The 14,091-nt window shown below is 71.9% G+C and carries 11 protein-coding genes; 4 read left to right on the top strand and 7 right to left on the bottom strand.

From position 1 onward, the window contains the following. Positions 1-106: 106 nt before the first annotated feature. Genes ACFPIH_RS41095 through atzF form a run of 4 tightly spaced genes read left to right on the top strand, consistent with a single transcriptional unit; the run spans position 107 to position 6,706 of the window. Positions 107-934, top strand: coding sequence for an urea amidolyase associated protein UAAP1 (locus ACFPIH_RS41095; RefSeq protein WP_381177755.1), 828 nt, complete (start codon positions 107-109; stop codon positions 932-934). Beyond that, complete coding sequence (locus tag ACFPIH_RS41090; protein WP_381177758.1) at positions 931-1,536, top strand: urea amidolyase associated protein UAAP2; 606 nt, start codon at positions 931-933, stop codon at positions 1,534-1,536. Before ACFPIH_RS41095 ends, ACFPIH_RS41090 begins: the two co-directional genes overlap by 4 nt. Next, on the top strand, positions 1,533-5,039 hold the full coding sequence (locus tag ACFPIH_RS41085) for a 5-oxoprolinase/urea amidolyase family protein (RefSeq protein WP_381177761.1): 3,507 nt from the start codon (positions 1,533-1,535) through the stop codon (positions 5,037-5,039). Before ACFPIH_RS41090 ends, ACFPIH_RS41085 begins: the two co-directional genes overlap by 4 nt. A gap of 20 nt (positions 5,040-5,059) precedes the next feature. Continuing rightward, positions 5,060-6,706 (top strand): allophanate hydrolase, encoded by a 1,647-nt coding sequence (gene atzF / locus ACFPIH_RS41080; RefSeq protein WP_381177764.1) that lies wholly within the window; start codon positions 5,060-5,062, stop codon positions 6,704-6,706. Positions 6,707-6,803: 97 nt separating this feature from the next. Here atzF and ACFPIH_RS41075 read toward each other — a convergent pair whose 3' ends face one another. The 7 genes from ACFPIH_RS41075 to ACFPIH_RS41045 all read right to left on the bottom strand — a co-directional run bounded on the left by ACFPIH_RS41075 (position 6,804) and on the right by ACFPIH_RS41045 (position 14,039). After that, positions 6,804-9,656, bottom strand: coding sequence for a DEAD/DEAH box helicase (locus tag ACFPIH_RS41075; RefSeq protein WP_381177766.1), 2,853 nt, complete (start codon positions 9,654-9,656; stop codon positions 6,804-6,806). A gap of 135 nt (positions 9,657-9,791) precedes the next feature. After that, positions 9,792-10,751, bottom strand: coding sequence for a twin-arginine translocase subunit TatC (gene tatC, locus ACFPIH_RS41070; RefSeq protein WP_381177769.1), 960 nt, complete (start codon positions 10,749-10,751; stop codon positions 9,792-9,794). A 47-nt stretch (positions 10,752-10,798) separates the two neighbouring features. Then, positions 10,799-11,086 (bottom strand): Sec-independent protein translocase subunit TatA, encoded by a 288-nt coding sequence (gene tatA, locus ACFPIH_RS41065; RefSeq protein ID WP_381177772.1) that lies wholly within the window; start codon positions 11,084-11,086, stop codon positions 10,799-10,801. A 283-nt stretch (positions 11,087-11,369) separates the two neighbouring features. Further along, positions 11,370-11,564, bottom strand: coding sequence for a hypothetical protein (locus tag ACFPIH_RS41060; protein WP_381177775.1), 195 nt, complete (start codon positions 11,562-11,564; stop codon positions 11,370-11,372). Positions 11,565-11,583: 19 nt separating this feature from the next. Beyond that, complete coding sequence (locus tag ACFPIH_RS41055; protein ID WP_381177777.1) at positions 11,584-11,877, bottom strand: hypothetical protein; 294 nt, start codon at positions 11,875-11,877, stop codon at positions 11,584-11,586. Further along, complete coding sequence (locus ACFPIH_RS41050; protein WP_381177780.1) at positions 11,874-13,043, bottom strand: helix-turn-helix transcriptional regulator; 1,170 nt, start codon at positions 13,041-13,043, stop codon at positions 11,874-11,876. The genes ACFPIH_RS41055 and ACFPIH_RS41050 overlap by 4 nt, the downstream gene beginning before the upstream one ends. Before the next feature lie 18 nt (positions 13,044-13,061). Next, positions 13,062-14,039 (bottom strand): helix-turn-helix transcriptional regulator, encoded by a 978-nt coding sequence (locus tag ACFPIH_RS41045; protein WP_381177782.1) that lies wholly within the window; start codon positions 14,037-14,039, stop codon positions 13,062-13,064. Positions 14,040-14,091 lie beyond the last annotated feature (52 nt).

Below are 14,091 nucleotides of genomic sequence, written 5' to 3'. Positions count from 1 at the left end.
GTCCGCAACGTGTGGGCAATGCCGGTGACCCGGGGCGCCCCTAATTTCTGTCGGGCGACAGAAATTAATCCTGAGCAGACGACACCTCGGCAGCCGGAGGTCCGCCATGGCGGCAACAGCGACCACGTACGGAGCACGCGCCCACGCCCGCGCACAGGAGGGCACACGTGCCGAGGCCATGCCGGTCGTCCCGGCCGCCGACTGGCCGGCCCCGCCCTGCGAGGCGGGCCACCTGGTGTGGGCCGAGACCGTGGCCGGCGGCAACTACACCCACCGGATCCTGGCCCGCGGCACCGAACTGCGCCTGACCGACCTGCACGGCGACGCCTGCGCCCACCTGCTGCTGTACGTCGACGGCCGCCCCTGGGAGCGGCTGAACGTCGCCGACACGGTCAAGGTCCAGTGGAACGCCTACCTCGGCGAGGGCGTCCTGCTCCTGTCCGACCAGGGCCGCGTCCTCGCCTCCCTGGTCGCCGACACCTCCGGCCGGCACGACGCGCTGTGCGGCACCTCCACCCTCGTACGGAACACCGAGCGCTATGGCGACGGAACCCCTCAGTCCGACTCCCCCGCGGGTCGTGAGCTGTTCAAGCTGGCCGCCGCCAAGAACGGCCTCGCACCCCGCGACCTGCCGCCCTCCCTGTCGTTCTTCCAGGGCGTGGAGGTCCGCGAGGACGGCACCCTCGACTTCACCGGTTCGGCGGGCCCCGGCGGCAGCGTCACCCTGCGCGCCGAGCAGGACGTGACCGTGCTGATCGCCAACGTGCCGCACCCGGCCGACCCGCGCCCCGACTACGTCAGCACCCCGCTGGAGGTCCTCGCCTGGCGCGCGGCACCGACCGCGCCGGGCGACCCGCTGTGGGACGCCACCCCCGAGGGCCGCCGCGCCTTCCTCAACACCGCCGAATTCCTCACCGCGAGGGGGCTCTCATGAGCACCAGGACCGTCGTCCCGGCCCGCGCCGCCTGGTCGTCCGTGATCAGGACCGGCGAGTCGCTCACCATCACCGACCTGCACGGCAACCAGGCCGTCGACTTCCTCGTGTACGACGCCCACGACACGTCCGTGCGCTACAGCGCCCCCGACACGATCCACGCCCAGGGCGGCATCTTCCTCACCACCGGCAGCGCGCTGATGTCCAACGAGCACACCCCGCTGATGACGGTGACCGCCGACGCCGTGGGCCGCCACGACACCGTCGGCGGCGCCTGCTCCAAGGAGTCCAACACCCTGCGCTACGGCCACCACACCTTCGCTCAGCACGCGTGCGTGGACAACTTCCTGGCCGAGGGCGCGAAGCACGGCCTGGGCAAGCGGGACATGGTCTCCAACATCAACTGGTACATGAACGTGCCGGTCGAGAAGGACGGCACCCTCGGCATCGTCGACGGCCTCTCCGCCCCCGGCCTCTCCCTCACGCTCCGCGCCGAGCGGGACGTCCTCGTCCTGGTCTCCAACTGCCCCCAGATCAACAACCCGTGCAACGGCTTCGAGCCGACGGCGGTGGAGATGACGATCACCGGGGCACCGGCATGACCTTCGACAAGGTACTGGTCGCCAACCGGGGCGAGATAGCGGTCCGCATCATCCGCACCGCCCGCGAACTGGGCCTGCGCACCGTCGCCGTGTACTCCGACCCCGACCGTTCGGCCCCCCACGTCCGGCTCGCCGACGAGGCGGTACGGCTCGGCCCGGCGCCCGCGAAGGAGTCCTACCTCGACACCGACCTGGTCCTGAGGGCCGCCAAGGACACCGGCGCGGGCGCGATCCACCCCGGCTACGGCTTCCTCTCGGAGGACGCGGCCTTCGCGCGCCGCTGCGGCGACGCGGGCATCGTGTTCGTCGGCCCGACGCCCGAGCAGCTGGAGCTGTTCGGCGCCAAGCACACGGCCCGCGCGGCGGCGGAGGCGGCAGGTGTCCCGCTGGCCCCCGGCACCGGACTCCTGGCGGACCTGCCCGAGGCACTGGAGAAGGCCGGGCTCATCGGCTACCCGGTGATGCTCAAGGCGACCGGCGGAGGCGGCGGTATCGGTATGTCGGCCTGCCGGTCCGAGGAAGAACTCACCGACGCCTGGGAGCGCGTCCAGCGGGTCGCCGCCGCCTCCTTCTCCTCCGCCGGCGTCTTCCTGGAACGGCTCGTCGAGCACGCCCGCCATGTCGAGGTGCAGGTCTTCGGCGACGGCGCGGGCCGGGTCGTCACCTTCGGCGACCGCGACTGCTCCCTCCAGCGCCGCAACCAGAAGGTCGTGGAGGAGGCCCCGGCCCCCGGACTGCCCTCCCGCATCCGAGAACAACTCGCCCTGAGCGCCCGTGACCTGTGCGCCTCGGTGGGCTACCGCTCCGCCGGCACCGTCGAGTTCGTGTACGACGCCGCACGCGAAGAGGCCTACTTCCTCGAGGTCAACACCCGCCTCCAGGTGGAGCATCCGGTCACCGAGGAGATCTACGGCGTCGACCTCGTCGCCTGGATGCTGCGCCTGGCGCGCGGCGAGCGGGACGTCGTACACGACCCGGGACCGCCGCGCGGCCACGCCGTCGAGGCCCGTCTGTACGCCGAGGACCCGAGCCGCGAACACCGGCCCAGCGGGGGCCTGTTGACCCGGGTCGAGTTCCCCCCCGGGGTGCGCGTCGACGGCTGGGTGGAGACGGGCACCGAGGTGACCACGTCGTACGACCCGATGCTCGCGAAGGTGATCGCGTACGGCTCCGACCGCGCCCACGCGCTGCGGCGGCTCGACGAGGCCCTGGCCCGCACCCGGGTCGACGGCATCGAGACCAACCTGGGCCTGGTCCGGGCCGCGCTCGCGGACCCCCGTTTCACCACGTCCGCCCACTCCACGGCGACCCTCGCCACGGTCGTCGACCCGACCCCGCGCGTCGAGGTCGTCTCCGGCGGCACCCTCACCACCGTGCAGGACTGGCCGGGGCGTACCGGCCACTGGCAGGTCGGGGTCCCGCCGTCCGGCCCGATGGACGACCGCTCCTTCCGGCTCGGCAACCGGGCACTGGGCAACCCCGAGGCCGCCCCCGGTCTCGAATGCACCCTCCAGGGCCCGTCGTTGAGGTTCACCCACCCCACGACCGTGTGCGTGACCGGCGCCCCGGCCCCCGTCACGCTCGACGGCGCACCGGTGGCACAGTGGGAGCCGGTGACCGTGCCGGCCGGTGCCCTGCTGGAGATCGGCGCACCGAGCGAACACGGCCTGCGCACCTACGTGTTGTTCGCCGGCGGCCTCGACGTCCCCTCCTTCCTCGGCAGCGCGAGCACCTTCACGCTGGGCCGGTTCGGCGGCCACGGCGGACGGGCGCTGCGGACGGGAGACGTCCTGCACGGCGGAACGGTCACCGAGGGCACCCCGGCCACGGACCGCCCGTCCTTCACCTCCGTCTGGCACATCGGCGCCGTCGAAGGCCCGCACGCCGCACCGGAGTTCTTCACCGAGGACGACATCCGCGACTTCTACGCCGCGGACTGGAAGGTCCACTTCAACTCGGCCCGCACCGGTGTACGCCTGGTCGGCCCCAAGCCGCGCTGGGCGCGCACCGACGGCGGCGAGGCGGGCCTGCACCCGTCCAACATCCACGACACCCCGTACTCCGTCGGCGCCGTCGACTACACCGGCGACATGCCGGTGCTGCTGGGCCCGGACGGCCCCTCGCTCGGCGGGTTCGTGTGCCCGGCGACCGTCCTCAGCTCCGAGCGCTGGAAGCTGGGCCAGCTGCGCCCCGGCGACACGGTCCGCTTCCAACCGGTGGACGTGACCGGCGCACCGCGCCCCGACATCGTCGACGGCGGTGTCCTCGCCCGCGACGGGGACATCACCCACCGCCGCAGCGGCGACGACAACCTGCTCGTCGAGTTCGGGCCGATGCACCTTGACCTGGCCCTGCGCATGCGGGTCCACGCCCTGATGGAAGCGGTGGCGCAGGCCGGCCTGGAGGGGGTGACGGACCTGACCCCGGGCATCCGCTCCCTCCAGATCCGGACCGACCCGGACCGCCTCCCCCAGCACGAACTCCTCGCCGTCGTACGGAGGATGGCGGCCTCCCTCCCGCCCACCGACGAACTGACGGTCCCCTCCCGCACGGTGCACCTCCCGCTCTCCTGGGACGACCCGGCGACCCGCGAGGCCATCGCCCGCTACATGGCGGGCGTCCGCGACGACGCGCCCTGGTGCCCCTGGAACATCGAGTTCATCCGCCGGGTCAACGGCCTTCGGTCGCCGGCGGACGTCTACGACACGGTCTTCGCGGCGGAGTACCTGGTCCTCGGCCTCGGCGACGTCTATCTGGGCGCCCCCGTGGCCACCCCCCTCGACCCGCGCCACCGCCTGGTGACCACCAAGTACAACCCGGCCCGCACCTGGACCGCCGAGAACTCGGTCGGCATCGGCGGCGCGTATCTGTGCGTCTACGGCATGGAGGGCCCCGGCGGCTACCAGTTCGTGGGCCGGACCACCCAGGTCTGGTCGCCGTGGCAGCAGCGCGGCGCGTTCGAGACGGGCTCGCCCTGGCTGCTGCGCTTCTTCGACCGGATCCGCTGGTACCCGGTCGACGCGGACGAACTCCTCGACCTGCGCGCCGACATCACCTCCGGCCGCTTCGTACCCCGCATCGAGGAAGGCACCTTCTCCCTGTCGGACCACCAGGCCTTCCTGGCCGAACACGCCGACTCCATAGAAGAGTTCAGGCAGCGCCAGCAGACGGCGTTCGCGGCGGAGCGGGACGCGTGGGAGGCGGCGGGCGAGTTCACCCGCGCGGAGGCCGCCGCCGCGCCGCCCGCTCCCGCGGCCGAGGTGACCGTCCCGGCGGGCGGCAGGCTGGTCGAGGCCGAGTTCGCCGCGTCCGTATGGCAGTTGAACGTGTCGCCGGGCGACGAGGTGACGGCGGGTCAGCCGCTGCTCGCTCTGGAGGCGATGAAGATGGAGTCCAGGGTGCACGCACCGATGGCGGGCGTGGTGGCGCAGGTCCTGGCCCGCCCGGGCGACCAGGTGGAGGCGGGAACGGCCCTGGTCGTCCTGGCCCCACCCGCGAACTGAAGAGGAACGAGGAACAGGAAATGTCCACGACTCTCTCCCGTGTCCGTGCCGCCTACGCCCGCATCGAAGCGGTCGACCGCCCGGAGATCTGGATCGACCTCCGCCCGAGGGACGAGGTGGAGGCGGAGGCCCGTTCGCTGGACGAACGCGTGGCCAGGGGCGAGCACCTGCCGCTCGCCGGCCGCCTGTTCGCCGCCAAGGGCAACATCGACGTGGCGGGCCTGCCCACGACCGCGGGCTGCCCGGCGTACGCCTACGAGCCTCGTGAAGACGCCCCGGTGGTCGCCGGACTGCGAGCGGCGGGCGCCCTGCCGCTGGGCACGACGAACCTGGACCAGTTCGCGACGGGCCTGGTGGGCACCCGCTCCCCGCACGGCGCGGTCCGGGGCGCCCACGACCCGGCGCGGATCAGCGGCGGCTCCAGCTCCGGCTCGGCCGTCGCGGTGGCCCTGGGCATCGTCGACTTCGCGCTCGGCACGGACACCGCGGGATCGGGCCGGATCCCGGCCGCCTTCAACGGCATCGTCGGCCTGAAGCCCACTCGGGGCCTGGTCCCGACGGAGGGCGTCGTCCCCGCCTGCGCGTCGCTCGACTGCGTGACGGTCTTCGCCCGCACCCTCCCGGAGGCGGAGCGGGCCCTGGCCCATATGACCACCGGCACGATCCCGTCCGTCCCCGGCAGGGCACCCGGCCCCTGGCGCATCGCGGTCCCACCGCTCGCCCAGCTCGGCGAACTGGACGAGGGCTGGCCGGAGGCCTACGAGGCGGCCGTACGGCAGCTCGTGGCGGCCGGGGCCGAGATCCGCGCCCTCGACCTGACCCCGTTCACCGAGGCCGCGGCGATGCTGTACGAGGGCGCGTTCGTGGCCGAGCGCTACACGGCGGTAGGCGGCTTTGTCGACAAGTTGCTCGCGGAGGGGGGCGAGGGCCTGGACCCGACGGTCGCCGGCATCATCACCCGCGCCCGTGACATCCCGGCCCACCGGCTCTTCGCGGACCAGGACCGCCTGGCCGCCCTGCGCGCCCGGGCCCTGGCGGAACTCGCCGACGCGGACGCCCTGCTCCTGCCGACCGCCCCCGGCCACCCCACCCTCGCCGAGGTCGCCGCCGACCCGCTCGGCGCCAACGCCCGCCTGGGCCGCTTCACCAACTCCACGAACCTCTTCGACCTGGCGGCGGTGGCCGCTCCGGCCGGCGAGGTGAACGGCCTCCCGTTCGGCGTGATGCTCATCGGCCCGGCCTACACGGACGAACGCCTGACCCGCATCGCCGAGTTGCTCCGCCCACAGACCCGACTGGCAGTGGTGGGCGCCCACTTGTCGGACCAGCCACTGAACCCCCAACTACTGTCCTTGGGCGCGGTATTGGACCGTACGACGACCACGGCCGCCGTCTACCGCCTGCACGCGCTGCGCACGACGCCGCCGAAGCCGGGCCTGGAGCACGTGGGCGAGGGAGGCACGGAAATCGAGGCGGAGATCTGGCGCCTACCGGCCGAGGGCCTGGGCCGCCTGCTGTCGTCCCTCCCCCGCCCGATGACCCTGGGCAGAGTCGAACTGGCGGACGGGTCCAGCGTCCCGGGCTTCCTCTGCGAGCCGAACGCACTGACGAACGCCGAGGACATCACCCGGTATGGGGGCTGGCGCTCATATCTCAGCAAGCGCTGAGGTCAGTTACCCAAGGGGCGCGGGGCTGTATCCATATGCGGCTCCGCCGCGTGGACGCGACCAGCCCCGCACAGCCCCGCAGCCGCCCCTCCACAGGTCACCCCACCGACGAATAGGCGACAACCCCCCGCAGCACCTGATCAACAGCCTTCCGCGCGGCCTTCGCCACGGTCGACCCCTCAGCATGCGCCGCAGCCGAAATCTGGCCCAGCACGTCGATCACCTGCTTGCACCACCGCACGAAGTCCCCCGCCGGCATCTCCGCCTCCCGCAGCACCTCGTCGAGCCCCTTCCCGGAGGCCCACATGTACACGGCCCAGGCGAAGCCGAGATCGGGCTCGCGCTGCCCGACGCCCTCCGTCTGGCTGATCCGGAAGTCCTCCTCGAGGGCATCGAGCCGCCCCCAGATCCGGACCGTCTCCCCGAGCGCGGCCTTCGCCTTGCCGGACGGCAGCTTCGGCGCCATCGCGTCGTCCCCGACCCGCGCCTCGTACACCAGCGCGGAGACACAGGCGGCGAGTTCGGCGGGACCGAGCCCCTCCCACACGCCCTCCCGCAGGCATTCACTCGCCAGCAGATCCAACTCGCCGTACAGCCGCGCCAGTCGCTTCCCGTGCTCGGTGACCTCGTCGCCCCGCAGATAGTCCAGCTCGGTCAGCAGCGCGACGATCCGGTCGAAGGTACGGGCGATGGTGTTCGTCCGCCCCTCGATCCGCCGCTCCAGCTGCGAGGTGTCCCGCATCAGCCGGTGGTAGCGCTCGGCCCAACGGGCGTGGTCCTCACGCTCGTCGCACCCATGGCAGGGATGCGCGCGGATAGCCGTCCGCAGCCGGGCGATCTCGCGGTCGTCCGCGGCCTGGGACCGCTTCTTGCGGGCCCGCTCCGGCGGAATGTGCCCGGCCTTGGTGCGCAGCGCGGACGCGAGATCCCGACGGGACTGCGGGGAGCGCGGGTTGAACGACTTCGGGATCCGCATCCGCTCCAGCGCCTCGACCGGCACCGGGAAGTCGATCGACGCCAGCCGCTTCACCTGGCGTTCGGCCGTCAGCACCAGCGGGCGCGGCCCGTCGTGCTGCTCGAAGCCGCGGTGCCCGTTGGCCCGCCCGGCGGGCAGCCCGGGGTCGAGGACCAGCGCCAGACCCGCGTACTTCCCCGTCGGCACATGGATGACGTCACCGGGCTTCAGCTTCTCCAGGGCCACCGCCGACTCGGCACGCCGCTCGGCGGCGCCCTGCCGGGCCAGGTCGGTCTCGCGGTCCTTGAGTTCGCGGCGCAGTCGCGCGTAGTCCTCGAAGTCGCCGAGGTGGCAGGTCATGGAGGCCTTGTAGCCTTCCAGGCCCTCCTCGTTGCGCTGCACCTGCCGGGAGATCCCGACGACCGACCGGTCCGCCTGGAACTGCGCGAACGAGGTCTCCAGCAGTTCCCGGGACCGATGCCGCCCGAACTGCTCCACGAGATTGACCGCCATGTTGTACGACGGCTTGAAGCTGGACCGCAGCGGATAGGTGCGCGTGCCGGCCAGCCCCGCGAGGTGGTCGGGGTTCATGGCGCGCTGCCACAGCACCACCGCATGGCCCTCGACGTCGATGCCGCGCCGGCCCGCACGCCCCGTGAGCTGGGTGTACTCACCGGGGGTGATGTCGGCGTGCTGCTCGCCGTTCCACTTGACGAGCTTCTCCAGGACCACTGACCGCGCGGGCATGTTGATGCCGAGCGCGAGGGTCTCCGTCGCGAAGACGGCCTTGACCAGCCCCCGCACGAACAGTTCCTCGACGACCTCCTTGAAGGTCGGCAGCATGCCGGCGTGGTGGGCGGCGATACCGCGCTCGAGGCCCTCCAGCCACTCGTAGTAGCCGAGGACATGCAGATCCTCGTGCGGGATGGCGGCGGTGCGCTCCTCGACGAGCGCACGGACCCTCGCCCGCGCCTCGTCGTCGTTGAGCCGGAGGCCGGCGTACAGGCACTGCTGGACGGCGGCCTCGCACGCGGCGCGGCTGAAGATGAAGGTGATGGCGGGCAACAGGCCCTCGGCGTCGAGCCGCTCGATGACTTCCGGCCGCCCCGGGGTCCACACCCTGGACCGCTGCCGTCGCTCCCGCTCCCGGTCGGCCTCGCGCATCGCGCGGCCCCGTCTGCGGTCCTGGTACGACGGCCGGCTGGCCTCCATCCTGGCCAGGCGCGTCAAGTCGGGGTTGACCGCCCTGCGGTGGCCCTCGCCCTCCTCGAACAGGTCGTACATCCGCCGTCCGGCGAGGACGTGCTGGAAGAGCGGCACGGGCCGGTGCTCGGAGACGATCACCTCGGTGTCACCGCGGACCGTGTCCAACCAGTCGCCGAACTCCTCGGCGTTGGACACGGTCGCGGAGAGGGAGACCAGGGTGACCGACTCGGGAAGGTGGATGATCACCTCTTCCCACACCGCGCCCCGGAAGCGGTCGGAGAGGTAGTGCACCTCGTCCATCACCACGTATCCGAGGCCGAGGAGGGTCTGCGAACCGGCGTACAGCATGTTCCGCAGCACCTCGGTGGTCATCACGACCACCGGGGCGTCGGAGTTGACGCTGTTGTCGCCGGTGAGCAGGCCGACCTTGTCGTTGCCGTAGCGCCGGCACAGGTCGGAGTACTTCTGGTTCGACAGCGCCTTGATGGGTGTCGTGTAGAAGCACTTCTTGCCCTGCTGGAGGGCGAGGTGGACGGCGAACTCGCCCACGATCGTCTTGCCCGAGCCGGTGGGGGCGGCCACCAGGACGCCCTTGCCCGTCTCGAGTGCCTGACAGGCCTCGATCTGGAAGGGGTCGAGGCCGAAGTCGTACATCTCGCGGAAGGACGCGAGCGCGGTGGCCTGCTCCACGGCACGCCTGCGCGCCGCCGCGTACCGCTCGGCCGGTGAGAGATCCTCTGTCATCGTGCTTTCGAGCGTACCGGGCGCCACTGACAACAGGACGATCATTATCCGGATAAGAGCCGGTGAAACCTCGGTTCACGCAGTTCAGGGGTGCACGGGGGCAGCGCTCGGGCGATACGTGAGCGGCCGGCCGCGCTGGGTGAGCGCGGCCGGCCGCCGATGGTTCGGTTTCTCGGACCGTCAGGTCACGTCGTCGTAGCCGTTGACCCGTTCCGTGGTCGACTGCTCCGGCAGCGAGCGGCTCGCGCTCACCGTCTCGATCTCGCCGATGTCCTCGGGGGTGAGGTCCAGCTCGGAGGCCTCGTCGTCGGCGGGGCCGAGGGCGTCGCGGCGGCGCCTGCGGCGGTCGTTCAGCAAGGAGAAGGCACACGCGCCGAAGTACAGGATCCAGATCGGTCCCGCGAGCGCCAGCATCGAGATGGGGTCCGTACTCGGCGTGGCCACGGCCGCGAAGACCGTGATGCCGATGATCATGGCGCGCCACCAGCCGAGCATGCGCTTGCCCGTGATCATCCCGGTGAGGTTGAGGAAGATCAGCAGCAGCGGCAGCTCGAAGGAGAGGCCGAAGACGATGACCATGCGCGTGACGAGCTGTAGCAGGTCGTCCAGCGGCAACAGGTTGGTGACACTGCCCGGGGTGAAGTCGATCAACACCTTCGCGGTGGTGGGCAGCACCCGGTAGGCGAAGTAGCCACCGCCGAGGAAGAGCGGGACGCCCATGCCGACGAACGCGTACGCGTACTTGCGCTCGTGCTTGTGCAGGCCCGGCGCGACGAAGGCCCACAGCTGGTAGAGCCAGACCGGCGAGGCGAACACGATGCCCGCCATCAGGGAGACCTGAAGGGCGAGGGTGAAGGGGGCGAGCAGACCGTTGATCGTGATGCTCGCGCACTTGTTGACGCTGTCGCCGTCCTTGAGCGCGGTCGTGATCTGCTCGAATGTCTTCCCGCAACCGACCGAGTCGAGGATCGGCTTGGTGAGGAAGTTGATGATGTCGTTGTAGAAGAAGGCGGCGACGACCGTCACGAGGACGATGGCCAGCATGGCCTTCGCGAGCCGGTTGCGGAGCTCACGGAGATGATCCGCGAGGGGCATCCGCCCCTCGGGGTCCTTCTCCTCTTTGCGGGCAGACTTCAGCAACCCACGTTCCCATCTCGTGCGGCGGGCCGGAGGTCACCGGCCCTGCGTCAGCGCTTGGTCGTGTCCGTCGGCTCGGTGACCGGACGGGAACTGGTCACGTCACCGGGGGCGGCCTGGATGGTGCGCTGCGCCGGGGGCTGCTCGTCGTTGTTGGGCGGGCCGGCCGGGGTGGCCGTGCCGCTGCCCTCTTCCTTCATCGCCTTGGCCTCGCTCTTGAGGATGCGAGCGGACTTGCCGAGCGAGCGCGCCATGTCGGGAAGCTTCTTGGCGCCGAACAACAGGATGACGACGACGAGGATGAGAATGATCTCGGGGGCGCCGAGCCTTCCGAACATAAGTCTTTACCTTCTCACCGAGGCGGCTGGGTGGGGGTGCTGTCCGATCGTTCAGACAGCTGTCCGAACGATGGTGCTGGCAGCGATCGTAACGCTCAGGGGTGAACGCTAGGCAATCCCCGTGCGTACTCCCGGTCCGCGGTCCAGGCCTCGTTCTCCGGGCCGCGATCTGCACACTACCCGCCCCCGGTCCCACGGCGGGAGGGCGAAGTGGCCCAAAACGCATTCGCCGCCGGACTCACAGAACCGCCACAGCCCCACGCCAGCCTCACCACAGCGCTGCTCACAGCGTGTCCACAGCCCGGGCCGCGCTCGCCGACGCCCGTTCGAGTTCCTCGGCGGCCCGGCTGATACGGCGGGCGGACTCCGTGACCTGCCGGCCCAGCCGCTGCGCCTCCAGGAAGACCCGGACGGCGAACACCGCGAGGACGGTGAGACCCACGAAACCCACTGCTACGGCGAACATCGGCCAGAACATGCGCCGAGCCTAGACCGTCCTACGGCGTGTGCAGGCGCAGGGTCCGCACCCCGCCGCCGGTGAGCAGCTCCACGATCCGCTCGCCGGCCGGCTTGCGGACGGCCGCGCCGCAGTCGGGACAGGTGAAGGAGTAGAAGGTGGTGCGGTCCGTGGCGCCGATGGCCAGCCGCAGCGCCCCGGCGGCGAGCTCGAACCGGCCCCGGCAGTCGGGGCAGCCGGCCCGGAACGTCACCGGGGCCACACTCCTCATGCCCGCGAACGCCGAAGCCACCGAGATACCCCCCGCACCGGGGGACGTCACCGACTCACTCACAGCTGCTCCCGCCCCTCGAACTGCCTGTCGCTCCGCCCGCCGGTCGGCGGGTACGGCCCCGCGGTCGCACCCGTCGCCTCGCCCGCCTCCGCCGCACCGTCCGCGTACGAACCGTGCGCGGCCGAGCCGTCCGCATCGCGGGCGCCGACGGACGCGCCGCCCGCGCCGTCGATGCCCTCTGCCTCGATCCCGTCGTACGCCGCGAGCGCCTCGCGGGCCGCGCGGCGGGCGCTGTCGGCGAGGTCCGGCGGTGAGACGATCCGGCCGTCGCGGCCGAGCCGCAGGGCCAGCCGCCGCAGCGATGCCGGGTCGGGGGTGCGCAGAGTGATACGCAGGCCGCCCTCCGGGAGTTCATCGGCGCTGTCGTGCGGGTAGTACTCGGCGACCCAGCGGCCACCCGGGCCGACCTCGACCACGACCTCGGGATCCTCGGCGGCCGGCTGCACCAGCGCCTCCGACAGGTCCCGCAGCTCGACCTCGGGGGGCGCGGACGGCTCGTCGAGGACCTTGATCTCGGCGACCCGGTCCAGCCGGAAGGTGCGCCGGGCCTCGGAGCGGCGGCACCAGGCCTCCACGTACGTGTGCCCGACGCTGACCAGGCGGATGGGGTCGATCTCGCGCTCGCTCAGCTCGTCGCGGGCCGGCGAGTAGTAGCGGATCCACAGCCGGCGGCGCTCGGAGATCGCCCGGTCGACGTCGGCGAAGACCCCGCCCTCCGACTCGAAGGTCACGGACAGCCGTGCGCTGGCCCCGGCCGTCTCACCGGCCGCGGTCTCCACCTTGGCGGTCGCGCGCAGCAGGGCCTGCCGGTCCCCCTCGCGCAGCCCGGGCAGGGTCGCCACCGCCCGCGCGGCCACCAGCAGCGCGGTCGCCTCGTCGGCAGCCAGCCGCAGGGGCTCCGCCGCCTCCGCGCCGAGCGCCGCCGGATTGTGCCACCAGATGCGCTCGCCGTCGGTGTCGATGTCGAGGAGGTCGCCGCCGCGGAAACTGGTGCCGCACATGGGCAGCACATCGAGGTCCGAGACCAGTTCGTCCTCGGTGATGCCGAAGGCGCGCGCCACGTCCTCGATCCGCGCGCCGGGGCGCTCCCTGAGATACGTCACCAGGGAGAGCATCCGCCGCGTCTGGTCGATGGCGTTGGCCGGCCTGGCCGGTTTGCCTGCCACTGTCTTGCTCGCTCCCCCTCAGCCCTTGGCCACGGCCCGCAGCCGGTCCAACACGTCCGAACGCAGCTCGGCCGGCTCCAGGACCACCACATCGGGCCCGAACTCCACCAGCCACGCGTCCAGCCCGTGCCCGTACGGAACTTCCAACTCGTCCCAGCCGTCTCCGAGTTCCCGCACGGCGGTGGCCTTCGCCCGCAAGGGGTACCCGGCACCCTTCCGCAGCCGGATCAGCGCACTGCGGTCGGCGGTCTCCCCCGCCCAGCTCGCGACGGTCCCCCGGACGGTGACGACATCGGGAACGGGCACGGTGAAGCCCGTACCGCGCGCACGCACCCTGCCGGTGATCCGCGACAGCCGGAACACCCGCTCGGCACCCCGGTCCCGGTCGAAGCCCGCCAGGTACCAGTGGCCGCGCCAGCACTCCAGCGCCCACGGCTCCACATGCCGGGGCTCGGGACGCGCGGCGGTGGCCTTGCGGTAGTCGAAGACGACGGGTCGGCGGTCGCGGCAGGCCAGCATCAGCGGCTCGAACGCCGCCTCGTGCACGGGGATCCGCGGCTCCAGAGCGCCGTGCGTCTCGTACGGGTCGACGTCCTCGGGGAGTCCGGCCGCGCGCAGCTTCTGCAGCGCGCCGCTGGCCGCGCCCGCGAGCCGGGCCTGCTGCCACACCTTCGCGGCCAGGCCCAGGGCGGCGGCCTCCTCGGCGTCCAGGGTGATGGGCGGCAGCCGGTTGCTGTCCCGGCGGGCGAGATAGCCGACCTCGCCGTCCAGGCTCTCCACGGTCTCGATGACCAGGCCGAGCTCGCGCAGATCGTCCTTGTCCCGCTCGAACATCCGGTTGAAGGAGTCGTCGGACCCCGCCGCGCCCTCTCCCGGCCTGACGGCCTCGACGTATGCCTCGATGGAATCCCGCAGCTCACGCTTGCTGAGCGGCCTGCGCGTACCGAGCAGACACAGCGCGAGGTTCATCAGCCGCTCGGCCTTGGCAATGGCCATCGACGCCCTTCACCTTCCCCATGGTGCTTACGAACGATGACCGTACCGCCCC

The organism is Streptomyces vulcanius, from assembly GCF_042653945.1.
Classification (GTDB): Bacteria; Actinomycetota; Actinomycetes; order Streptomycetales; family Streptomycetaceae; genus Streptomyces; species Streptomyces mangrovi.
Note: the sequence above shows the minus strand (reverse complement) of the source record. Positions and strands in the feature narration are given on the sequence as shown.

Excerpts from the sequence above, each read along its gene's own strand:
- tatA (WP_381177772.1), bottom strand. The coding sequence starts at position 11,086 with ATGTTCGGAAGGCTCGGCGCCCCCGAGATCATTCTCATCCTCGTCGTC.
- ACFPIH_RS41090 (WP_381177758.1), top strand. The coding sequence starts at position 931 with ATGAGCACCAGGACCGTCGTCCCGGCCCGCGCCGCCTGGTCGTCCGTG.
- ACFPIH_RS41095 (WP_381177755.1), top strand. The coding sequence starts at position 107 with ATGGCGGCAACAGCGACCACGTACGGAGCACGCGCCCACGCCCGCGCA.
- ACFPIH_RS41075 (WP_381177766.1), bottom strand. The coding sequence starts at position 9,656 with ATGATCGTCCTGTTGTCAGTGGCGCCCGGTACGCTCGAAAGCACGATG.
- ACFPIH_RS41085 (WP_381177761.1), top strand. The coding sequence starts at position 1,533 with ATGACCTTCGACAAGGTACTGGTCGCCAACCGGGGCGAGATAGCGGTC.
- ACFPIH_RS41060 (WP_381177775.1), bottom strand. The coding sequence starts at position 11,564 with ATGTTCTGGCCGATGTTCGCCGTAGCAGTGGGTTTCGTGGGTCTCACC.
- atzF (WP_381177764.1), top strand. The coding sequence starts at position 5,060 with ATGTCCACGACTCTCTCCCGTGTCCGTGCCGCCTACGCCCGCATCGAA.
- ACFPIH_RS41045 (WP_381177782.1), bottom strand. The coding sequence starts at position 14,039 with ATGGCCATTGCCAAGGCCGAGCGGCTGATGAACCTCGCGCTGTGTCTG.